The 21,513-nt window shown below is 47.6% G+C and carries 18 protein-coding genes; 11 read left to right on the top strand and 7 right to left on the bottom strand.

Annotation, left to right across the window (positions count from 1 at the left end):
* Positions 1–4: 4 nt before the first annotated feature.
* Entirely contained in the window at positions 5–823 is an 819-nt protein-coding gene (locus KCV26_13570) for a transporter substrate-binding domain-containing protein (protein ID WZX36318.1), read from the top strand.
* Here KCV26_13570 and hemW read toward each other — a convergent pair.
* The 6 genes from hemW to KCV26_13600 form a co-directional block, all read right to left on the bottom strand.
* A complete protein-coding gene (gene hemW / locus KCV26_13575) occupies positions 783–1,907 on the bottom strand; it encodes a radical SAM family heme chaperone HemW (GenBank protein WZX36319.1) in 1,125 nt (374 codons plus the stop codon). The two genes, KCV26_13570 and hemW, sit on opposite strands and share 41 nt — an antisense overlap.
* A complete protein-coding gene (locus tag KCV26_13580) occupies positions 1,907–2,359 on the bottom strand; it encodes a phosphohydrolase (GenBank protein WZX36320.1) in 453 nt (150 codons plus the stop codon). Before KCV26_13580 ends, hemW begins: the two co-directional genes overlap by 1 nt.
* Complete coding sequence (locus tag KCV26_13585; protein WZX36321.1) at positions 2,356–3,132, bottom strand: glycerophosphodiester phosphodiesterase; 777 nt, start codon at positions 3,130–3,132, stop codon at positions 2,356–2,358. Before KCV26_13585 ends, KCV26_13580 begins: the two co-directional genes overlap by 4 nt.
* A gap of 19 nt (positions 3,133–3,151) precedes the next feature.
* Entirely contained in the window at positions 3,152–4,705 is a 1,554-nt protein-coding gene (locus KCV26_13590) for a serine hydrolase (GenBank protein ID WZX36322.1), read from the bottom strand.
* A 155-nt stretch (positions 4,706–4,860) separates the two neighbouring features.
* A complete protein-coding gene (locus KCV26_13595) occupies positions 4,861–5,958 on the bottom strand; it encodes a hypothetical protein (GenBank protein WZX36323.1) in 1,098 nt (365 codons plus the stop codon).
* A gap of 17 nt (positions 5,959–5,975) precedes the next feature.
* Complete coding sequence (locus KCV26_13600) at positions 5,976–7,274, bottom strand: MATE family efflux transporter (GenBank protein ID WZX36324.1); 1,299 nt, start codon at positions 7,272–7,274, stop codon at positions 5,976–5,978.
* A 181-nt stretch (positions 7,275–7,455) separates the two neighbouring features.
* On the opposite strand from KCV26_13600, the gene KCV26_13605 reads away from it, so the two are divergent.
* The 8 genes from KCV26_13605 to KCV26_13640 all read left to right on the top strand — a co-directional run bounded on the left by KCV26_13605 (position 7,456) and on the right by KCV26_13640 (position 15,916).
* Complete coding sequence (locus KCV26_13605; GenBank protein WZX36325.1) at positions 7,456–8,043, top strand: hypothetical protein; 588 nt, start codon at positions 7,456–7,458, stop codon at positions 8,041–8,043.
* A gap of 139 nt (positions 8,044–8,182) precedes the next feature.
* Positions 8,183–9,031, top strand: a complete 849-nt coding sequence (locus KCV26_13610; protein ID WZX36326.1) for a DUF2764 family protein — start codon at positions 8,183–8,185, stop codon at positions 9,029–9,031.
* A 55-nt stretch (positions 9,032–9,086) separates the two neighbouring features.
* The gene (locus KCV26_13615) at positions 9,087–10,829 is read left to right on the top strand and encodes a V-type ATP synthase subunit A (protein ID WZX36327.1); all 1,743 of its coding nucleotides are present in this window, start codon (positions 9,087–9,089) and stop codon (positions 10,827–10,829) included.
* A gap of 3 nt (positions 10,830–10,832) precedes the next feature.
* Positions 10,833–12,152 carry a V-type ATP synthase subunit B gene (locus KCV26_13620; protein WZX38395.1) on the top strand — a complete coding sequence of 440 codons (1,320 nt, stop codon included), beginning with the start codon at positions 10,833–10,835 and terminating at the stop codon, positions 12,150–12,152.
* Positions 12,153–12,164: 12 nt separating this feature from the next.
* Positions 12,165–12,779: a V-type ATP synthase subunit D gene (locus KCV26_13625; protein ID WZX36328.1), complete on the top strand. Its 615-nt coding sequence runs from the start codon at positions 12,165–12,167 to the stop codon at positions 12,777–12,779.
* Positions 12,773–14,590 (top strand): V-type ATP synthase subunit I, encoded by a 1,818-nt coding sequence (locus tag KCV26_13630; protein ID WZX36329.1) that lies wholly within the window; start codon positions 12,773–12,775, stop codon positions 14,588–14,590. Before KCV26_13625 ends, KCV26_13630 begins: the two co-directional genes overlap by 7 nt.
* A gap of 40 nt (positions 14,591–14,630) precedes the next feature.
* Positions 14,631–15,095 carry a V-type ATP synthase subunit K gene (locus tag KCV26_13635; GenBank protein WZX36330.1) on the top strand — a complete coding sequence of 155 codons (465 nt, stop codon included), beginning with the start codon at positions 14,631–14,633 and terminating at the stop codon, positions 15,093–15,095.
* A 113-nt stretch (positions 15,096–15,208) separates the two neighbouring features.
* Entirely contained in the window at positions 15,209–15,916 is a 708-nt protein-coding gene (locus tag KCV26_13640) for a hypothetical protein (GenBank protein ID WZX36331.1), read from the top strand.
* Here KCV26_13640 and KCV26_13645 read toward each other — a convergent pair whose 3' ends face one another.
* Positions 15,917–16,852, bottom strand: a complete 936-nt coding sequence (locus KCV26_13645; GenBank protein ID WZX36332.1) for a cation transporter — start codon at positions 16,850–16,852, stop codon at positions 15,917–15,919.
* Positions 16,853–17,068: 216 nt separating this feature from the next.
* Between KCV26_13645 and KCV26_13650 the strand changes: the two genes are divergently transcribed.
* Together KCV26_13650 and KCV26_13655 are read left to right on the top strand one after the other, a co-directional pair.
* A complete protein-coding gene (locus tag KCV26_13650) occupies positions 17,069–17,527 on the top strand; it encodes a hypothetical protein (protein ID WZX36333.1) in 459 nt (152 codons plus the stop codon).
* Positions 17,528–17,688: 161 nt separating this feature from the next.
* Positions 17,689–21,510: an efflux RND transporter permease subunit gene (locus KCV26_13655; protein WZX36334.1), complete on the top strand. Its 3,822-nt coding sequence runs from the start codon at positions 17,689–17,691 to the stop codon at positions 21,508–21,510.
* Positions 21,511–21,513 lie beyond the last annotated feature (3 nt).

The raw sequence follows: 21,513 nt of genomic DNA on the forward strand, positions 1-21,513 counted from the left end.
TGCTGTGAAATCGAAAAAAATAATTGTCATTTACGGCGTACTTTTAGTTGTCGCGCTTTCCCTGATGGTTATCCTTTATACCGTTTCCAGGAAGGTGGAGATTGTTTTACCCAGAGATTTTTCCGAGATAGTGAACAGCGGCGAGTTGAACATCGTTACCGATTATAATCCCATTGGATACCATGTCTCCGGCGATACCCTGGCCGGATTTCAGCATGGGCTCATCAAGGCCCTGGAACAGGATTGGAAGCTGAAAGTAAATATCTTTCTGGAGAACAGCCTGGATAAAAATCTTCAAGGGCTGAAACAGGGACGGTACGATATCGTTGCCCGGAACATTCCCGTAACCACGCATTTGCGTCAGCAGTTTGGCTTTACCGAGTCAATTAACCTGAATAAACAGGTACTTGTACAGCGAAAACCGGAGTTTAACGACAGCATAACACCCATCCGCCAACACCTGGATTTAGCCAAAAAAACCATCCATATACACAGGGATTCGCCCGTAATTTTGCGTCTGCAAAACCTTTCTCACGAAATAGGAGATACCATTTTTATAATACAAAACGATATATACGAAACAGAACAACTGGTGATGATGGTTGCAGGCGGGGATATTGACTTCACGGTTTGTGACGAGGTACTTGCGCGAAAACTTGCCAAAGAGATGCCGGAGATAGATGTTGATACCGACATCAGCTTCACGCAATTGGAGTCGTGGGCGGTGCGGAAAGACTCGCCTGTTCTGCTGGATAGCCTGAATGCCTGGCTCTCGCGATTTCTTACACCCGCATCAACTCACTCATTATCCCATCGGAAATAAATATACCTTTCCGATTCATTATCAGCGAATTGTCTTTAGACACAAGAAAGCCTTCACGGATGAATTTTCGCGCATTTTGCAAGCAGTAATCGAACAGTTCCTGTCCGAATTTTTCCTTCAGCAGGTTTAGGTCCACGCCCCACATCGTGCGCAACCCCGTCAGAATAAACTCGTTGTATTTTTGGGTGAACGTTAACTTTTCCGTTTCCTGCAAAAGTTCCCCGGACTGAATTGCGGTGATGTATTTTTCGAGCGAAGCTATGTTCCACGACCGGTTTTCCCCATCGTATGAGTGGGCCGAAGGTCCCAGTCCGATATATTTTTCGTTTTTCCAATACGAGGTGTTGTGAATGGAATATTTCTTGCTTTTGGCAAAATTTGAAATTTCGTAATGTTCAAACCCGTTTTGGGCAAGCGTATCGATGAGCATGGAAAACATTTCCGTGCTTGCTTCGTCGGTAACGGGCCTCACGCTCCCTTTCTGCAGGAGAGCATAGAGCCTGGTCTGCTTCTCGTAAATAAGGTGGTACGCCGAGATGTGCCAGACATCCAGTTCACAGGCCTGTCGCAGGCTCTTCTCCCATATTCCGGGTGTCTGGCCGGGCAAACCGTACATCAGGTCAATGCTTATGTTTTCAAACCCTGCTTGCCGGCAGAGCTTGACTGCCTGGATCGCCTGTCGGGCCGAGTGCCTTCGGCTTAAAAACTTCAATTCCCCGTCATCGAAACTTTGAATTCCAATACTGATCCGGTTGAAAGGCAATTTCCGCAGCAAGTGTATATATTCTTCCGAAAGATCGTCAGGATTTGCTTCTAGGGTGATTTCCGCATCTTCCTCTATCGGAAAATGGGAGAACAATGTTTCAAAAATTTCCCCGAAAGCTTGGTTATCTAATCTCGACGGCGTTCCGCCCCCGAAATAAATAGTTTTTACCGGTTCCCTCACTTCGTTTTTTCTACGTAAAGCTTCGGCGCAAAGCGCCTCCGCAAAAACCTTTATTTTGCTTTCGTCGGTTTCCTTGTAAAAATCGCAGTAAACGCAACGCGTTTTACAAAAAGGGATGTGGATGTAAATGCCGGCCATTATTCGGATTGGAGTGTGGGAAGGGTTTCTATGAGAAATTTATAAGCTTTTAAATACTTCCGGATACGGGAAACGGCGGTATCATCAAGTTCTCTGAAGCGGCGAACATCCATGTTGTCCGACAAATCGTTCATCTTTACCCGAACCGCCAGGGGATTTTTCGCTACACGCGCCAGATACGCGTCGTATGTTTCCGGATCATCATGCGTCAAGGCTCCGACCGCATCCAGTATTTCCGGGGAAAAACCTTCTTCCGCCAGATCTTCCAATGTCCAATCAGAGTCTTCGATCACATCGTGCAGCGCACCGGCAATTTTTTCCCGTAACGTATGCCCGGTGCTCATCACGCGCAAGACGTGTCCGAGGTAGGGCTGTCCGTTTTTATCGTAATGCCCCGTATGCGCTTCGATGGCAATATCCGTCGCCCGTAAGAGCTGTTCCTGCAGAGTCATTTTTGTTTGTTTATCAATTCCCCGGTCAAAAGAGGCTCGTCGGTGGTTATGAAATCGACTTTCAGGTCAAGCATTTCCCGGATACCCTCAGGCGTATTCACCGTCCACACGTTGACCTTCAGTCCGAGGTCGTGTGCTTCCTTCACCCAGTGCGGATTTTTCTTCAACACATTGAAGTGATAGTCTATGCCTGCTGCGCCCATGGATTTGATTACCCGGGGCGACAGGTCTCCGTTCAGGTAATATACCGGTGCCGCCGGATCAAGTTTTCTGACCTGATTAACAAAATTAATGCCGAATGAAATGTATTCTACCCGGTTTTGCAATCCTTTTTCTCGAATCATATTGATCACCTTCTCTGCCAACTCATCTTCCGCTTTTCTGTCGCTGTGCGTCTTGAATTCGACTATCAGCCGGGCGTTCCTGCATTTTTCAAACGCAGTTAAATATTCTTCTACCGTAGGCAACGGTTCACCGTTTGCTAATTTCACTTTCCGGAGGACAGCGGCAGAAGTTTCCTGCACCCGTAATTTCTTCCCGTCGAGCAGCACATCGGCGTCGTGATTTACCACAGGCACGCCGTCCGACGATAGCCAGATATCTACTTCAGATCCGTAAACGTCAAGCGCATCGGCGTTCATTAAGGCAGCAACGGAGTTTTGTGCGGAACCCTCAGTTTTCCAGTATCCGCGATGCGCAATGATTTCCTGTGACGTTGCGGAAAAAACAAACGTCAGAAAGATCAGGGTAATGATTACATTTTTTTGATTCATGATTGTCGGATTTATATTGTTATTTTTCAGTCCACCGTAGTTTCTGTTGATAAAAATCGTAACTAGCTGAATACTCTACCGAAACGGCCGGTTTTTCGAAAGAAAAGACGAACCGCTCGTCGTTGGGGCTCTCTATGTAACGGAGCACCAACTCCAGTGTTTTTTCATCTTTCCAGACATAGTTTCCCGCCACCTTAAAGGGTGGCAAACCCGTTAAACCGGCTTTGGAGCCAGCAGTGAGCGAAGGCCCGTGGCGCAACGTTTCACCTTCTTCCCACGAAGTGGAGTTGAACCGGAATTCGTAGGTTGCCGTGTCTTGTCTTAGGGTCATCCGACAAACGTCGCCTTCGAATCGCAATGTTAATTCCGATATTTTCAGTGGATTTTTGTTGAAAGCCATTGTTTTTCCGGAAATAATTTCCCGGACAGGAGAGGAGGTTCTCGTGGTGTGGACAGGTAACCTCAACGCCGACAAACGGGATTTCAACCTGTCCAGCGCGTCACCGTCCTCAGCCAACGCAGATTCCCGGAAAGCAGGAAAAATATGCTTCCAGACCAGGTTGATCTCCTTTTGCATATCCTGAGCGTTAGCCGTAAGGACAATAACCGCATCTTTCTCCGGCAGGACAATGATGAACTGCCCGAAAGCCCCGTCGCCGCGGAACGCGTTATTTCGCGTTTGCCAGAACTGATAACCGTAACCTTGTGCCCAGTCATTCGCCGGGTCTTCTTCTCCCGTTACGGTCTTGATCTGCTCGGAAGTAGCCGCATTCACCCATTCTTCCGTCAGGATCCGGTGATCTCTCCATTTACCTTTTTGCAAGTAGAGCAGCCCCAGTTTCGCCATATCTTCCGTCTTAACGCGCAGCCCCCATCCGCCGACGTTTATTCCCTGCGGGTTCACTTCCCAATCGGCATCTTTAATGCCCAAAGGTTCAAACAGGCGGGGCTTGAGGTAATCGATGAGTTTTTCACCTGTCGCTTTTTGCAGGATGGCAGACAGCATGAACGATCCTGCCGAGTTATAAAGGAAAACCGTTCCCGGCTCGTATTGGACAGGAGCGGCCAAAAACGTTTTTATCCAATCGTCGCTAAAGCGCATCTCCTGAGGTTCCCGGGCCTGTCCCACGGACATTTTCAGCAGGTCGTCCACATCGAGCTGCGCGAGATAAGGAGAGACCGTGTCGGGTAATGATTCGGGAAAAAACGAAACCACCTTGTCGGTCAGTTTCAGTCTCCCTTCCGCCACAGCTAGGCCTATGGCGGTGGAAGTAAAACTTTTGGACACGGAATACATCGTGTGCCTGAGGCCGCGCCGGTAGGGTGACCACCAGCCTTCGGCCAGGACTTTTCCGTGCCGTACGATCATGAAACTGTGGAGTTCGATGCTGCTGTCGCGAACGCTCTCAGCAGCGTCGATAAATTGGATGACCGCCTCGGACGATAAGCCCTCTGCTTCAGGTGTACTGCGGGGCAACGAGTAATTGTCGATCATTTTTTGTTCCGTTTTTTGAACACATCCACTCAACATGAGGATCAATCCAAATAGGGGAAAAAGGAGCGAGTTTTTCATTTACTGCCTGTTTAATCGATGAATTTGGTTCAAAGGTACGGAAATTTATAATTTTTCAGAAACAGGCTTGAATTTTTTAAAGAATATGGTTTTCGTTTCGCATTATTTTATGATCGAGATGTTAAAATACGGAGCCAGAAAGTGACGGTACCGGTTTATTCCGAAAACTTTTTCAAGTGGGCGATAACCTCTTCATTGTTATCGTAAAGCCCCAGGTTGAGGTGATGCAAATCGCCGCGTTCCGCCATTTCTCCGATGACGGGGTAGACGGGGCGTTCGGTTGTCCAGAAGTGCTTATCCAAAAAAATCATCGGGCTGGCGTAACCGTATGACTCGTAATGGTTTTGTGCCAGGTCCTGAAAAACCTCCTGCAGGGTCCCCGCACTTCCGGGGGTGAAAACCACGCCTCCTTTGGCGATGGCGAGCAACCCTTCTTCGCGGATACTGTTCTCGAAATATTTGGCAATTTTCGTGGCAAATGGGGTGGGGAGCTCGTGCCCGTAATGCCATGTGGGAATTCCCAGACTATCGAAAGGCGGGTCGGGGAAACGTTCCATTACCTCGAATGCCGAAGAAAGCCATCCCTCATCGGAGTAACGGGGGGCCGCACTCAAGATGCCGACGGCCCGAAGACATTCGTTGTCGCCCCTTCCGGCCATCCACGCTCCCAGGTGCGTGGCTTCCATTGCCCCGGGGCCGCCTCCGGAAAGCATCAGGTAACCCTGCTCCGTGAGTGATTTCGACAGCAAGACCACTTGCCGGTAGATGTGTTCGGTTCGCAGGATGCCATGTCCGCCCATTATTGCCACGAGCTTGCGTTCATCAAAACTGGCGATGTACTCGTGCAGCGAATCGGTGATGGAGTGGTCGTGCAAACGTTGCGCCAGCGTATCCTTTATCGACAGGTTTTTCCGGGACTCCCGGTAATAATCGTAAACAACCTTATCAGGAGTCTTCAGGTACGTTTTAGGCTTGTGGCGGTTAAAACCGGCATAAAGCGAATCTGTGTCGTACAACCGGCTCGGATAGGTATTGAACGGAACATCCAGGAGGGGAAAAATAAAATTCCCGGGCAGTAAATGGTGCAACAGGTCGTCAGACATCGAACAACCCAGAAACAAACACCTGGAAAAACGGATATTGAGCATTAGCGGTTCAATCTCGGTCAGGCGAAGCGATTGAACGGCAATCTCTTCTACGTAAGGAACCGTTAAAAAACGTTTCAGTTCGGTTATGGATTCGAATTGTTTCATTTCTTTGAATTACAGGTTTAGGATTGTGCCATTTTTAACGCCTTTTTCGCCCATACGGTTTGTAAAATTCCCCGAACGGACAAATACAAAATAAAAGCCAGCCACAGGCCGTTGTTTCCGAGTACCGGCACGGCGATATAATAACAGGCAAAGAAAACGACAGCAGAGAACACCATAGCGTTGCGCATCTCTTTCGAGGCTGTTGCCCCAATGAAAACACCGTCCCAGAGAAAAGCAGCAAAACCGGTTACCGGGATAAGCACTGTCCAGAAAAGGAACGATTTGGTGGTTTCAATGACCGCTTTATCGTTGGTGAGCATTTTCAAAATCGGGTCGGGGAAGAACAGGTAAATCATTACCGATACGGCACTCACGATAAATCCCCAGAAAAACAATCTTCTTAGCATCCCGGCAAGCAGCACCTTGTTATCTGCCCCTATGTATCTTCCCGTTAATGCTTCCCCAGCGTATGCAAATCCATCCATAAAGTAGGAGAAAAGCATGAAAAACTGCATCAACAGGGCGTTGGCAGCTAAAATCATGTCTCCCATACCCGATGACACAAACGTGAAAAACGTGGTAACCAGCGTCAACAGGAACGTGCGTACAAAAACATCGCCGTTTACCCGGAAATAAGACCGGATGGCAGCGGTTTCCAAAACAGAAGACCTGACAATGTATTTTCTCAGCCGGCCGTAAAATTTCAGCCACATCAGCACACAAACGACAAGTGTTATCACCTGCGATAACATTGTCCCAAGGGCAATTCCTGCCACCTTCATGCCAAATCCGAAAACAAACAACATGCTCAGGACAATATTCAGCACGTTGTTGAGAATGGCAATTACCATTGGTGTTTTAGCATTCTGCATTCCGATGAAAAAACCTTTAAAAGCATACGTCCCGAGTACGGCCGGGGCACTCCAGACACAAATACGGAAATAGGTTTCAACAGCTGCTTTACTTTCGGAACCGGACTTTATCAGGCTTAAGGCAAACTTCCCGATGGGGTATTGCAACAAGACAATCAGCAGCCCGATTCCCACACCCACGATAAGCGAACGTATCAACACATTCATGGCTTCGGTAAAATCGCGGGCTCCATAGGCCTGCGCGGCAAATCCGCTGGAGCTCATCCGGATAAACCCAAAATTCCAGTAAATCATGTTGAAGATATTGGCGCCGAGAGCTATGGCACCTATATATACTGCCGAACCCAAATGCCCCGCAATGGCGATATCGATCATCCCAAGCAGCGGAACAGTAATGTTGGTGATTATATTGGGTATGGCAAGCCGAAAGATTTTCTTATCCATGGCTGCAAAAATAATACAAAACATTGACACGGGTAAAAAACTATTTTGAAAGAAAAAAAGATCCACAAAAAATAAAAGAAAATATTTTGTGATGATTATCTTCCTTTTTTATATCTTTGTTCTATAAAATTTTGATAGCCAATAAGCGATTAACCTTGTTGCTCAATAACAGAAAAAATTTATGGACAAAATTCAGGAAATCACCTCTAAACTCTACGCGGAAGGAATAGAAAAAGGTAAGGAAGAGGCCAATAAAATTGTTGCCGAAGCAAAAGTATTGCGTGATCAGATAGTGGAGGAGGCAAAAAAAGAGGCCGAACAGATCGTTGTGTCAGCAAAGAAAGAAACCCACGAATGGAAAAGCAATACGGAGTCTGAACTTAAGCTTTTCGCATCTCAGGCGGTCGAGGCGCTGAAGAGCGAAATCACCAACCTGGTGACCGGTAAGTTATCGGCATCCAACGTGAAAGCAGCGTTGGAAGACAAAACGTTCATGCAAAAACTGATCACTGAACTTGTGCAAAATTGGTCGAAGAACGAAACATTAACAATCGGAGTAGAAAATTCCGAGGAATTGAAGCAATACATTTCCGAAAACGCTAAATACCTGCTTGACAAAGGCCTGAAGATTGAATCCGTGAATGGATTGAAAACCAGCTTTATCTTATCCCCCGAAGACGGTTCTTACCGGGTAAAATTCGGCGAAGAAGAGTTTATAGAATATTTCCGTGAATTCCTTCGCCCGCAAATACAAAAACTGCTTTTTTAAAAGGTATTCAGCTGTAATCCAGCACCTATTCTATTGTAATCCGTTGTTTCGTTAAACGGCTCAACGTCGCACCAATAGTACGCAAAACGCAAATTACGGCGGAGCTAACTTACAACGCAGGCAAAAAACTGTGAAACATATGCTTTTCAAACATCAATATTACTGTTTTATAGCAGGATTACCCGATTTTTCTTTCGACACCATGAAACTTCCGTTTACCGTGGAAGAGTTCAAGCGGACGCTCGACGAAGAATTGAAGCCGGACGACAAACGGTTGCTGAGCAAATACTTCCTGAAGTACGACAACGACAACCTCCTGTACTTGTTGAAAAACAAGGATGCCGAACTGAATCCGATGGGGAGTATTTCCCGCGAAGAGATTCAGGAAACGATCGGAAGAATCAAGGAGGACTTACCGGTAAAAAACAAAAAGATCCCTGCTTTCCACGAAAAATTCATCCGAGCGTGGCTGGACGAAGAGGCTCAGGCAGAAAACAAATTGTGGGACGACCTGATGGCCTCTTTGTATATGGATTACGGCACAGAGGTGAAAAATTCGCTCATGTCGCGATGGTTTGAGCTCAATCTGAATATAGGCAACCTGTTGTCGGCAATTTATGCCCGAAAGTATGGATTGGATGTGGCCCGGGTGGTCGTTGGCCATAACCCGGTAGCTCAGCTGATCCGTGAGAACGCGAATGCCCGCGATTTCGGGTTGAGTCAGGAACTGGAGATTTTTGATGCTGTCGTGCGGCTCTCCGAAGAGACGGATATATACGAACGCGAAAGGAAAATGGACAAATTCCGTTGGGATTGGCTGGAAGAAAACACGGTTTTCGATTATTTCAACATAGAATATATTTTTGCCTACCTGTGCAAGCTCCAGATGCTGGAACGCTGGGTAAAACTGAATGCCGAAGAAGGTGAACGTGTTTTCCGTGAACTAATCGCTGGATTAAAAGGCGATGTAAAAATGCCTGAGGAATAAAAAAGAAGTTGAATTTCCATTGCATAACACGAAGCAAATAACAAAGAATTATAATATGACAAAAGGAACAGTAAAGGGGATCATTTCCAACCTGGTAATTGTGGAGGTAGATGGCCCTGTTGCGCAGAACGAAATTGCCTATATCAATCTTGACGGTACGCATCTGATGTCGGAAGTCATTAAGGTTATCGGAAAAAACGTGTATGTCCAGGTTTTTGAAAGCACGCGCGGTCTTAAGGTAGGCGCCGGGGTGGAGTTTCGGGGACATATGCTCGAAGTTGTGCTCGGACCGGGTCTTCTTGAACGAAACCTGGACGGCTTGGAAAACGATCTGGACAAGATGGAGGGTGTCTTTCTGAAAAGGGGACAATATACTTTTCCGCTTGACGAGGAAAAAAAATGGGCTTTTAAGCCCATAGCACAGGTTGGCGACAACGTTTCCGGAGGATCATGGTTGGGTGAAGTGGATGAGAATTTCCAACCCCACAAGATAATGGTCCCGTTCGTGATGACCAGCGAATACAAGGTGAAAAGTATCGCACCGGAAGGAGAGTACAACATTTACCACACCGTAGCGGTGGTTGAAGATAAAAACGGGGAGGAGCATAAACTGAACATGATTCAGAAATGGCCGGTGAAAGTGCCCATTACCCTGTACAAGGAAAAACCCAGGCCGTTTAAACTGCTGGAAACCGGCGTGAGAACGATAGATACACTGAACCCGATTGTGGAAGGCGGAACCGGATTTATACCCGGCGCTTTCGGAACTGGGAAAACGGTGCTGCAGCACGCCATTTCCAAACAAGCGGAGGCCGATATTGTTATTATCGCTGCCTGTGGTGAACGTGCTAACGAGGTGGTGGAAATTTTCACCGAATTTCCCGAACTTGATGACCCGCATACCGGACGGAAACTGATGGAGCGGACCATTATCGTTGCAAACACGTCCAACATGCCCGTTGCCGCACGCGAAGCCTCGGTTTACACGGCCATGACCATCGGAGAATATTATCGTTCCATGGGGCTGAAGGTGTTGCTGATGGCCGACTCCACATCGCGTTGGGCGCAAGCGTTACGCGAGATGAGCAACCGGCTGGAGGAGCTTCCTGGACCCGATGCTTTCCCGATGGACTTGTCGGCGATCATTTCGAACTTCTACGGACGTGCCGGACACGTTACGCTGAATAACGGCAAGGAAGGTTCCATCACCTTTATCGGAACCGTGTCGCCTGCTGGCGGTAACCTGAAAGAACCCGTTACCGAAAACACGAAGAAAGTAGCCCGTTGTTATTACGCACTCGAGCAGGATCGCGCCGACAGAAAACGCTACCCGGCCATCAACCCCATCGAATCTTATTCCAAATACATTGAATATCCCGAATTTGAGGAATATATCTCAAAAGAGATATCCGGAGACTGGACAACAAAGGTCAACGACATTAAAACGCGGTTGCTCCGGGGAAAGGAAATTGCCGAGCAAATTAATATTCTCGGCGACGACGGTGTCCCCGTTGAATACCACATCACATTCTGGAAATCGGAGTTGATCGATTTTGTTATCCTGCAACAGGACGCTTTTGACGAAATTGATTCGGTAACACCGATCGAACGGCAGAAGTATATCCTGGATATGGTAGTAGACATATGTCGTGCTGAATTCGAATTTGAAAATTTCAACCAGGTAGCGGAATACTTCAAGAAACTGATCAACGTATGCAGACAGATGAATTATTCGGAGTTCAAATCGGATAAATTCAACGATTACCGCAGGCAACTGGAGGAATTAATTAACAATTGAAAAATTATGGCTAAAGCATTTCAAAAAATATACACCAAGATCACACAGATCACCAAAGCCACGTGTTCTGTAAAAGCCACCGATGTGGGTTACGACGAACTGGCCACCGTAGACGGACGATTGGCCCAGGTAGTGAAAATCATCAACGACGAGGTTACCCTCCAGATTTTCGAAGGAACGGAAGGCATCCCGACCAATGCAGAAGTGGTCTTTCTCGGAAAAGCGCCTTCGCTGAAAGTGGGAGACCAACTTGCCGGACGTTTTTTTAATGCCTACGGCGACCCCATCGACGGCGGGCCTGTACCCGAAGGAGAAGAACGCCAGATTGGCGGGCCATCGGTTAACCCGGTAAGAAGGAAACAACCGTCGGAACTCATCGCTACGGGCATCTCGGGTATAGACCTGAACAACACGCTCGTCTCGGGACAGAAAATCCCGTTCTTTGCCGATCCCGACCAGCCTTTCAACCAGGTAATGGCAACGGTGGCCCTTCGTGCCAAGGCCGATAAAATTATTCTCGGCGGGATGGGGATGACGAATGACGATTACCTCTATTACAAAAATGTGTTCAGCAACGCTGGCGCGCTCGACCGCATCATCAGCTTTATGAACACGACGGAAAATCCAGCCGTTGAACGGCTGCTCGTTCCCGATATGGCATTGACGGCCGCAGAATATTTTGCCGTAGATAAAAACGAACAGGTGCTGGTCCTTTTGTCGGACATGACCTCGTATGCCGATGCGTTGTCCATCGTGTCTAACCGTATGGACCAGATTCCGTCGAAAGATTCCATGCCGGGATCGTTATATTCAGACCTGGCAAAAGTGTATGAGAAAGCGGCTCAATTCCCCGATGGCGGTTCCATCACGATCATCGCTGTTACAACGCTTTCGGGCGGCGATATCACACACGCCGTTCCCGATAATACCGGATACATTACCGAAGGACAGCTGTTCCTTCGCCGGGACAGCGATGTAGGTAAGGTGATCGTGGATCCTTTCCGTTCGCTTTCGCGATTGAAACAACTGGTTCAAGGCAAGAAGACACGTGAAGACCACCCGCAGGTGATGAACGCTGCCGTACGCTTGTACGCTGATGCCGCCAATGCGAAAACCAAACTCGAGAACGGCTTCGACCTGACTGATTACGACCAGCGGGCATTGTCGTTCGCCAGGGACTATTCCGAATACCTTCTCGCCATAGATGTAAACCTCGACACCGTTGAGATGCTGGATACAACCTGGACGTTGTTATCGAAGCATTTCAAACCGCAGGAAGTAAACATGAAGCGCGAAATGGTAGACAGGTACTGGAAGCAGTAACAGGTAAAGTTTATGGCTATAAAATTTCAATACAACAAAACGTCGCGTCAGCAGTTGGAAAAACAACTGAAGATACGCGAGCGTGCACTCCCTACGTTGCAAAACAAGGAAACAGCCTTGCGTATGGAGGTGAAAAGGGCAAAAAATGAAATCGATGAGCTGGAAAAAGAACTCGAAAAACAGATCCGGTCTTACCAAAAAATGGTGGGAATGTGGCTCGAGTTCGACGCGAGCCTTCTCCGCGTAAAAGATGTTCATTTCTCAAAAAAGAAAATAGCCGGCGTATTGATCCCGATACTGGAAACGGTGGATTTCGAAACCCGGCCGTTCAGTGTTTTTAATCGTCCGAAATGGTACCTGGACGGGGTCCGGACACTCGAAACGCTTGCCGAAATAGGTATACGGAGAGATTTTCACGAGTTACGGATTCAGCGGCTCGATCACGCGAGAAAGAAGACGACTCAAAAAGTAAATCTGTTCGAGAAAGTTCAGATACCCGGTTATCAGGATGCCATCCTGAAAATAAAACGATACCTCGAGGACGAGGAAAATCTCTCCAAGTCATCGCAAAAGATTATGCGTGCTCATTTAGAGAAAAAGAAGGAAGAGGAGGATAGCGTATGGTAGCAAAAATGAAAAAATTCACTTTCCTTGCCTTTTACAGGGATTACGATGCGTTTTTGCATGATTTGCGCGATCTGGGGCTTATTCATGTGGCAGCGTCGGACCGGCCGGTGGAAGATAACGAACAACTGGACGAGTTCCTGGTGAAGTTAAAACAGTTGCGGGAGGCACAAAAAATATTGAACAGGCAAATCGATAAAAAATCAGCGGCCCCGCTAAATGAACCCGATATCGAACGGGGAAAAACAATTCCCCGCGAGATTGAACTTATCCAGAACGCAACGGCTTCGTTGAACCAGCAATTGCAGGTGAGCATCAAAGAACGCGAATTACTGCGACCCTGGGGAAACTTCGATCCTGAAAACATTGAACGGCTACGAAAAGCAGGATACTTACTGGATTTCTTCATAGTCCCCGATAATCAGTACAATCCCGAATGGGAAACTACCTACGATGCGGTAGTGGTGAAACGGGAAACCTCCAGGACCTATTTTGTCACCCTTACACAAAACGAAAAAGTGGCAGACGAGCTAAACCTGGAGAGTGTGAAAATTCCCGGGATATCCCTCACGCAACTGGACGGGCTCATTGCATCACTGCGCGAAAAAATTCAGGTTCAAGATCAAAAGCTGAAAGCGCTCGCAGCAGAACTGCCTTCGCTGAAAGCAGCGATAGGGGATATTGAACAAAGGATGAACTATACCCGGGTTCACCAAAGCGGCACTTCACTGGCCGACGACAAATTAATGTTGTTACAGGGCTGGGCACCGGCAGACAACCAACGGGAAATATCGGATTACCTGGAATTGAAAGCGGTATATTTTGACGTTGCCGATCCCACTCCCGACGATGAGGTGCCCATCAAGTTCAAAAACAACAAGTTCGCCCGACTTTTTGAACCGATAGCCGAACTTTATATGCTTCCGAAATACAATGAAATTGACCTGACTCCCTATTTTGCACCGTTTTACATGGTGTTCTTCGGCTTGTCGCTCGGCGATGTCGGTTACGGACTTTTTCTTTTCACGGCAGCCACATTGGCTAAAATACTTCAGAAAAGCAAACTCAGCACTTCCATGAAGGCGATCCTGTCGTTGGTACAGGTGTTGGGTGCGTCCACCATGGTAACAGGCTTGCTGACAGGCGGATTCTTCGGATTTGCCTTATACGATCTCGACTGGCCTATTGTTCAGGCATTGAAAGAGAAAGCCTTTTTCGACAATAACCGCATGTTTATGTTGTCGCTCGTGCTCGGTGTCGTTCAGGTTTTATTCGGTATGTGCATGAAGGTTTTCAACCGCATAAAACAGCAAGGATTCAAGTATTCGCTATCCACCGTGGGATGGATTGTACTTCTGGTGAGTTTTATTGTCGCGGCGTTATTGCCTAACGCGTTACCGATGTTCGGAACCGTTCACCTTATCGTGCTCATTCCGGCAGCGTTGCTCATTTACTTTTACAACTCACCGGACAAGAATCCGTTCCTGAATCTGGGGATAGGTTTGTGGGACACCTACAACATGGCTACCGGACTATTGGGTGATGTGTTGTCTTACGTCCGCCTGTTTGCCCTGGGGTTGTCGGGAGGAATCCTGGCAAGTGTATTCAACAGCCTGGCAGCAGGCATGAGCCCCGATAACGCTATAGCAAAACCCATTGTTTATGTGTTGATATTTCTTATCGGACACGCCATCAATATCTTTATGAATACATTGGGAGCTATCGTGCATCCTGTGCGCCTTACATTTGTTGAATTTTACAAGAACTCGGAATTCGAAGGAGGAGGAAAAAAATACAGTCCGTTTAGAAAATAGCAATCAGAAATTAATAAACACAATAATTTAAAAACAATTTATGGAAACTAATTTATTTATTGCCTATATCGGCATAGCGATTATGTTGGCTCTCACAGGTATCGGAAGTGCTTACGGGGTTACGATTGTGGGAAATGCAGCCATTGGCGCTGCTAAAAAAGTGGACGGAAAATTCGGTAACTTCCTGGTTCTAACAGCCTTGCCAGGGACGCAAGGATTGTATGGATTTGCCGGATACTTTATGTTTCAAAACATCTTTAACGTGCTTACACCCGAGATCACATTTTTCCAGTCAATGGCCACGCTTGCAGCCGGACTTGCACTGGGCTTTATCGGCTTGTTGTCGGCAATCCGTCAGGGGCAGGTTTGCGCTAACGGTGTCGTCTCGATTGGGCAGGGACACGATGCTTTCGGTAACACCCTGATTCTTGCCGTATTTCCCGAGCTTTACGCTATTGTGGCCCTTGCCGCTGCATTCCTTATCGGAAGCGCAATTGCGGTATAAATACAGTTCATTATTCTTCAAAAGCCGTCCTCCGATACAAGGGCGGCTTTTTTGTATCCAATTAATCCAATGGCTAAAAATGTAGTCTGATCAGAAAACAAAGGACCAAAACAATGAAAAAAATACTGTTCTCTTTCCTGATTATTTTTCCTGCTTTTTTGACGGTACGGGCGCAATCCTATGCCTTGCAATTGACAAACAACGATCTGGCTTGCTACCTCGATATCTTTGAAAGTGGGAAGTACCTGATAAAATTAAGCCACAAAAATGCTCCCGACCTGGTGATATCGCAACCTTTGTCCTTCGGGAAGTATGCGGTGGAAGATAACGGCAACTACACGCTGACCGACGGGACAAATCAATATGTCATTACCCTGGAACCTGTTACGGGAAACAAGATTTTTATGGTGAAGGACGGATTCAGATGGATGCAATTAAATTATTTTGTAAAAAGCTCGGATAAGCCCTCGTCCCCCGTATCAATTTCAAGTGATTTCCTGTCGCGCAGTGAGCTGCTCAGTTACAGGGAAAAGATAAGGATAGATAAGAATATTTACAAAAATAAATTCAGAAATGGTTTTTATCAATCCGATTTCAATCCGGAGTTTACGTTTCGTGCGCATGAAGACGGAACCTATTCCATACGGTTTTATTCGTTGGAACTTTCCAATGGAACGTGGGAAAAAGAGGATAATTTCCTGAAGCTGAAAGACGATAACCTGGCAGCATACTTTTTCGTGGCGGTGGAGCCGGAGGATAAATTAAAGAGCATATTGATGCCCGGGGATTTTTCCCTGACCCGGTTTTCAAAAGTCAGTTGATCAGGTATCAAAATCGTCATCGTCGGAATAATTCATCCGGTCGATTTTGATGTCGTTCAGCGACAATGGATCTTCAATGGGCTCAATGTGGGTGGTGACGGTAACCGTATCATCGAACATATTTTCGATGCGCTGTTCAATTATTTCGGCGTAGTCGTGGCCTTCTTTTACTGTCCAGTCTCCCGGAACCAGCAAATGAAACGATATGAATTTCCGGTGTCCGGCCTGACGTGTCAACAACGAATGATAATCGATGTTCTTTCCTTTCAGTGAATCGAAATAACCCGTAATCTGTTTGATTTCTTCCTGCGGGATGGAAGCATCCATCAGTCCGCTTGCCGACCTGCTGATGAGTTTATACCCTGTGTAAACAATGTTCAACGCAACAAGAATAGCGATGATGGGGTCGAGTACCAGAAGCCCTGTAAATTTCACCACCAAAACCCCCGCAATAACCCCTGCTGAAGTCCACACATCTGTCATCAGGTGCTTTCCGTCAGCCTCGAGCACCATTGACCGGTGTTTCTTTCCGTTTTGAATCAATAGAGTTCCTGCAAACAGGTTCACCAAGGATGCCCCAACAGAGAACAACGTTCCTATACCCAGGTTTTCCAGCGGTTGCGGATGGATAATCCGCGGGATTGACGTGTAAATAATGCTGAAGGCCGCAATCAGGATAAGCGCACCCTCAATGGCGCTTGAGAAATATTCGGCTTTTCCGTGCCCGTATTCGTGACCCTCATCGGCAGGTTTTTCGGAAATATGCAGGAGAATAAGGGCTATAACCGCGGCAAAAAGGTTCACAAAAGACTCCAACGCATCGGAGAAAAAACCCATTGACCCGGTTTTTAAATAAGCCGTAAACTTCAAACCGATAGTTACCACTGCTGCAGCAATGGACAGATACATGAATTTTTTCAGCGACCGGGTTTTCATTTTTTTACAAATAAGTGTTGCAAAATTAATCATTTTAAATATTGTGACCTAAAATCTCCGGAAAATTACAGCAATTCATCGTTAAACAGGTCCATTCATTGACAAAATCGGAAACTGTTCGATCTTCCCGGATTTGCAGTATTCCAAAATAAAACGTATTTTTGTCAACTTTCTTGAGCAGTTGTTGTTCATACCATAATAATTGAAGGAACTAAAATGAAAAAAGGGTTGGCTCTATTTTTACTGAATATCATGGCGCTGGTTGCTGTTCAACCGGTTATAGCCATGCATTTCTGTGAAGGAGAGTTGTATTCCTGGGGGTTGTTTGCTAGTAACGACGAGTCGTCGTGCTGCCAGCCGGGAACAAAAGGACACTCCTGCTGCGGAACCCATTCTTCTGACAATCCGAATTGCAGTTTGAATAAAGCCCTGGATGATTGCTGCGACTTTGAAACCATTCAGGTTGCAACAGACGATTATCAGAAACAAATACAGGAGTTTAATTCAGATAAATTGTCCCTCACGTTTGAAAATGTATGGCTTACCCTGTATAACCTGCTTGGGGGGACAATTGCCGAACCCAATACCCTTTTACTTCAAAATGACTTTCCGCCCAAAGGGCTTTTTCTGCAAGATGTAAGTATCCGCGATTACATCTGCATCTACCGCATTTGATTTTTTCGATTGTCAATGATCGCAATTACCGGTTATTGACAGGACACTTATGTGCATTTTTCATGTTTTCATACCCATGGGTATTGACTTTGAAAAATACTGCGCATACTTTTATTTACCAACAGATAAAATAAGTTGTTCAACAATTGAATAAAATCATTATGCTAAACAAAATAATCAAGCATTTTCTGAATAATAGGTTAATTACCCTGTTACTGCTTGTTGTCATCATTGCATGGGGGATATCCACGGCACCGTTTAACTGGAAAAGCCTGCTGCCGCGCGACCCCATACCGGTGGATGCCATTCCCGACCTGGGTGACAATCAACAGATTGTGGCCACTGAATGGATGGGGCGTTCACCCAAAGATATACAGGAGCAGATTACCTATCCGCTAACCACTTCACTGCTGGGTATCCCGGGAGTGAAAACCATCCGAAGTACCTCCATGTTCGGGATGTCGTTTATCTACATCATCTTCGAAGAAAATATCGAATTTTACTGGAGCCGCTCCCGGATATTGGAAAAACTCAATTCACTCCCGCCCGGAACGTTACCCGACGGTGTCCAACCCGGCCTTGGCCCTGATGCGACCGCACTGGGGCAGATATTCTGGTATACTCTCGAAGGGCGGAATCCGGAGACGGGAGAGCCTACGGGAGGCTGGGATCCGGAAGAGCTGCGGACGGTACAGGATTTCTATGCCAAGTACACGCTTTCCTCAGCCGAAGGAGTAGCCGAAGTCGCCTCCGTCGGAGGTTTTGTGAAAGAGTACCAGGTGGAGGTGAATCCCAACGCACTCCGGGCCTATAACATCACCATCATGGATGTGATGACTGCCGTACAAAAGAGTAACCTGGACATTGGTGCTGAAACGGCCGAGATCAATAAGGTGGAGTACCTGGTCCGAGGGCTGGGATACATCAGGCATGTGTCTGACCTTGAAGAAGCGGTAATAACCGTCCGGAATGGCGTGCCGGTAAAAATAAAGGATGTGGCCTTTGTCACACTGGGGCCCGCTACCCGGCGCGGAGGGCTCGACAAGGAAGGAGTGGAAGCCGTGGGCGGTGTGGTGGTGGCCCGTTACGGATCCAACCCGCTTCATGTGATCAACAACGTGAAGGCAAAAATCGAAGAGATGGAGTCGGGACTTCCGCAAAAGACCCTGGCCGACGGGACTGTAACCAAAGTGACGGTGGTTCCGTTCTATGATCGTTCAGGCCTGATCCAGGAGACTATCGGCACCCTACAGGAAGATTTATCGCATGAGATCCTAATCAGCGTCATCGTGATCATTGTCATTCTTATGAGCCTAAAAGCTTCGTTTATTGTATCCGGATTATTGCCCCTGACGGTATTGCTTACTTTTATTGTCATGCGTCTCCTGCGGATCGACGCCAACATTGTCGCCCTTTCCGGTATTGCCATTGCCGTAGGTGTGATGGTCGACATCGGTGTGGTGTTTGTGGAAAACATCATTCAACATATGGAGAAGCCGGCAAACAAGGGAATCACGAAAGGTCAGGCATTTGTGGACCTGATTTACAGGAGTGTCAGCGAGGTATCGGTACCCACAATCGTAGCCATGCTGACCACCATTGTCAGTTTTATCCCCGTTTTCTTCCTGGAAGCTCAGGAAGGTAAGCTCTTCAAGCCGTTGGCCTACACAAAGACCATCACCCTGGTGAGTGCACTCGTGCTGGGTATGACTGTAGTGCCGACCCTGGCCTATTACGTTTTTTCAATCGGTCTCTCTTCAAAGAAAGTGAAGAGGGTGTTCAATGTCTTGCTTATTGTGGGCGGTATTGTGTGGTACGCCTTCTCGGGCACATTCCTGGTGCTTTTCATTTCCCTTTTCGGGTTCAGCAACCTGCTTGCTCACAAATGGAAAAATACCAAGACAACCACCTATATCAGTGCGGCTATTGCCGTTCTGGCAGCCCTATACCTGCTTACTTCAGAATGGATGCCTGTAGGTCCTCACAGTGGTTTTGTCGTGAATTTCATTGTTGTGATAGTCAGCATCGCTCTGATCCTGGCCTTTTTCGAGACCCTGATTTCAAATTACGAATTCCTGATCCGCTGGTGTCTGGCCAATCGCTGGAAGTTTATGATCCTCCCCGCACTCACGTTACTTTTGGGTGTGACGATCTGGTTTGGCTTCGATTCGCTTTTTGGGTTTGTGGCCAAAGGTTTTGAAACAGTAGGCTGGAAATCGTTCCGGCAGACCGGGGTATGGCAGGCGGCCAACCGTACTTTTCCCGGTATCGGAGAAGAATTCATGCCCAGCCTGAACGAAGGATCTTTCCTGCTGATGCCGACCAGCATGCCCCATACCGGTATCGAGCAGAATCTGCAATATATTGAAACGCTGGATAAGCGTATCAGCAATATTCCAGAGGTGGAGATGACCGTGGGGAAATGGGGACGTGTCAATTCGGCTCTCGACCCGGCACCGACACAGATGTTCGAAAATACCATCAATTACCGTCCCGAGTTTATTGTCGATCAGGACGGCCATCGCCAACGCTTCAAAGTCAACCGCGACGGTGCCTATGTCCTGATCGATCAATCCACCTACAATCCCAAGGACGGATTCAGGCTGATACCAGCCGACAGCCTGGTTGCAGACAGGGGAGGAGAGTACTTCAGGCAATGGCGCCCGGAAATCAAAAACGAGGACGATATCTGGAAAGAGATCATCAATGTATCCCACATACCCGGGCTCACCTCGGCTCCGAAACTGCAACCCATCGAAGCACGTACCGTGATGCTGTCTACGGGCATGCGCGCCCCCATGGGCGTAAAGGTGTCGGGGCCTAACCTGGAGGCCATCGAACAAGGGGGTAAAGCACTAGAAGAGGCATTGAAAGACGTACCTTCCGTCTTGCCCTCTACCGTGTTTTACGACCGCGCTGTGGGTGCTCCCTATATTGAAATCAACCTGAACAGGCAGCATATGGCCCGTTACGGCCTTACTGTAGCCGACCTGCAGGACGTAATCGGCGCGGCCGTCGGCGGAATGCCGCTGACTACCACGGTAGAAGGGCGCGAACGCTTTCCGGTAAGGCTGCGCTACCCCCGTGAACTGCGGGAAAATCCCGAGGAGCTGGCACGTATCATCGTGCCGACCGCAACCGGTGCACAGATTCCGCTGGGTGATGTGGCCGATATCACTTACACTCGGGGTGCGCAGATGATCCAAAGCGAGAATACCTTCCTGATAGGGTATGTGATCTTCGACAAGGTAGCTGACAAGGCCGAGGTAGATGTGGTACAGGAAGCCCGGAGGGTACTTCAGGAGAAAATAAGAACCGGGGAACTGGAACTTCCAAAAGGGGTTTCCTACCATTTCGCGGGAAACTACGAGCAACAGGCACGTGCAGCGAAACGTCTTTCCATACTGATTCCTGCCTGTCTGGTACTGATAATACTGATCCTTCATTTTCAGTTTAAATCGTTCACCGCAGCTTTTATCCATTTCTCCGGCGTATTTGTAGCATTCGCGGGTGGATTCATCTTGTTGTGGCTTTACGGGCAACCCTGGTTCCTGGACATCAACCTGGGTGATGTTAACTTGCGCGATGTTTTTCAGATACATCCCATCAACCTGAGTATCGCGGTATGGGTTGGCTTTATTGCCCTGTTCGGTATTTCCACCAGTGATGGCGTGTTGATGGGATCATTCATTCACGACACGTTCCTGGAGCGGAACCCGCAGACAAAGGAAGAAATCAGGGAGGCAGTGGTGTTTGCCGGGCTGCGCCGGGTTCGCCCCGCTGCCATGACCACTTCCGTCACACTCATCGCACTGCTGCCGATTCTGACCTCTACGGGAAGGGGATCGGACATCATGGTACCCATGTCAATACCCACATTCGGAGGCATGTTGATCCAGACGATGACGATTTTCATCGTCCCCGTATTGCAATGCATGTGGAGGGAATGGGCTATCAGAAAACAGGGACATATCAACGAATAAAAT

The sequence above is a fragment of the Petrimonas sulfuriphila genome (assembly GCA_038561985.1).
GTDB classification, from domain to species: Bacteria; Bacteroidota; Bacteroidia; order Bacteroidales; family Dysgonomonadaceae; genus Petrimonas; species Petrimonas sulfuriphila.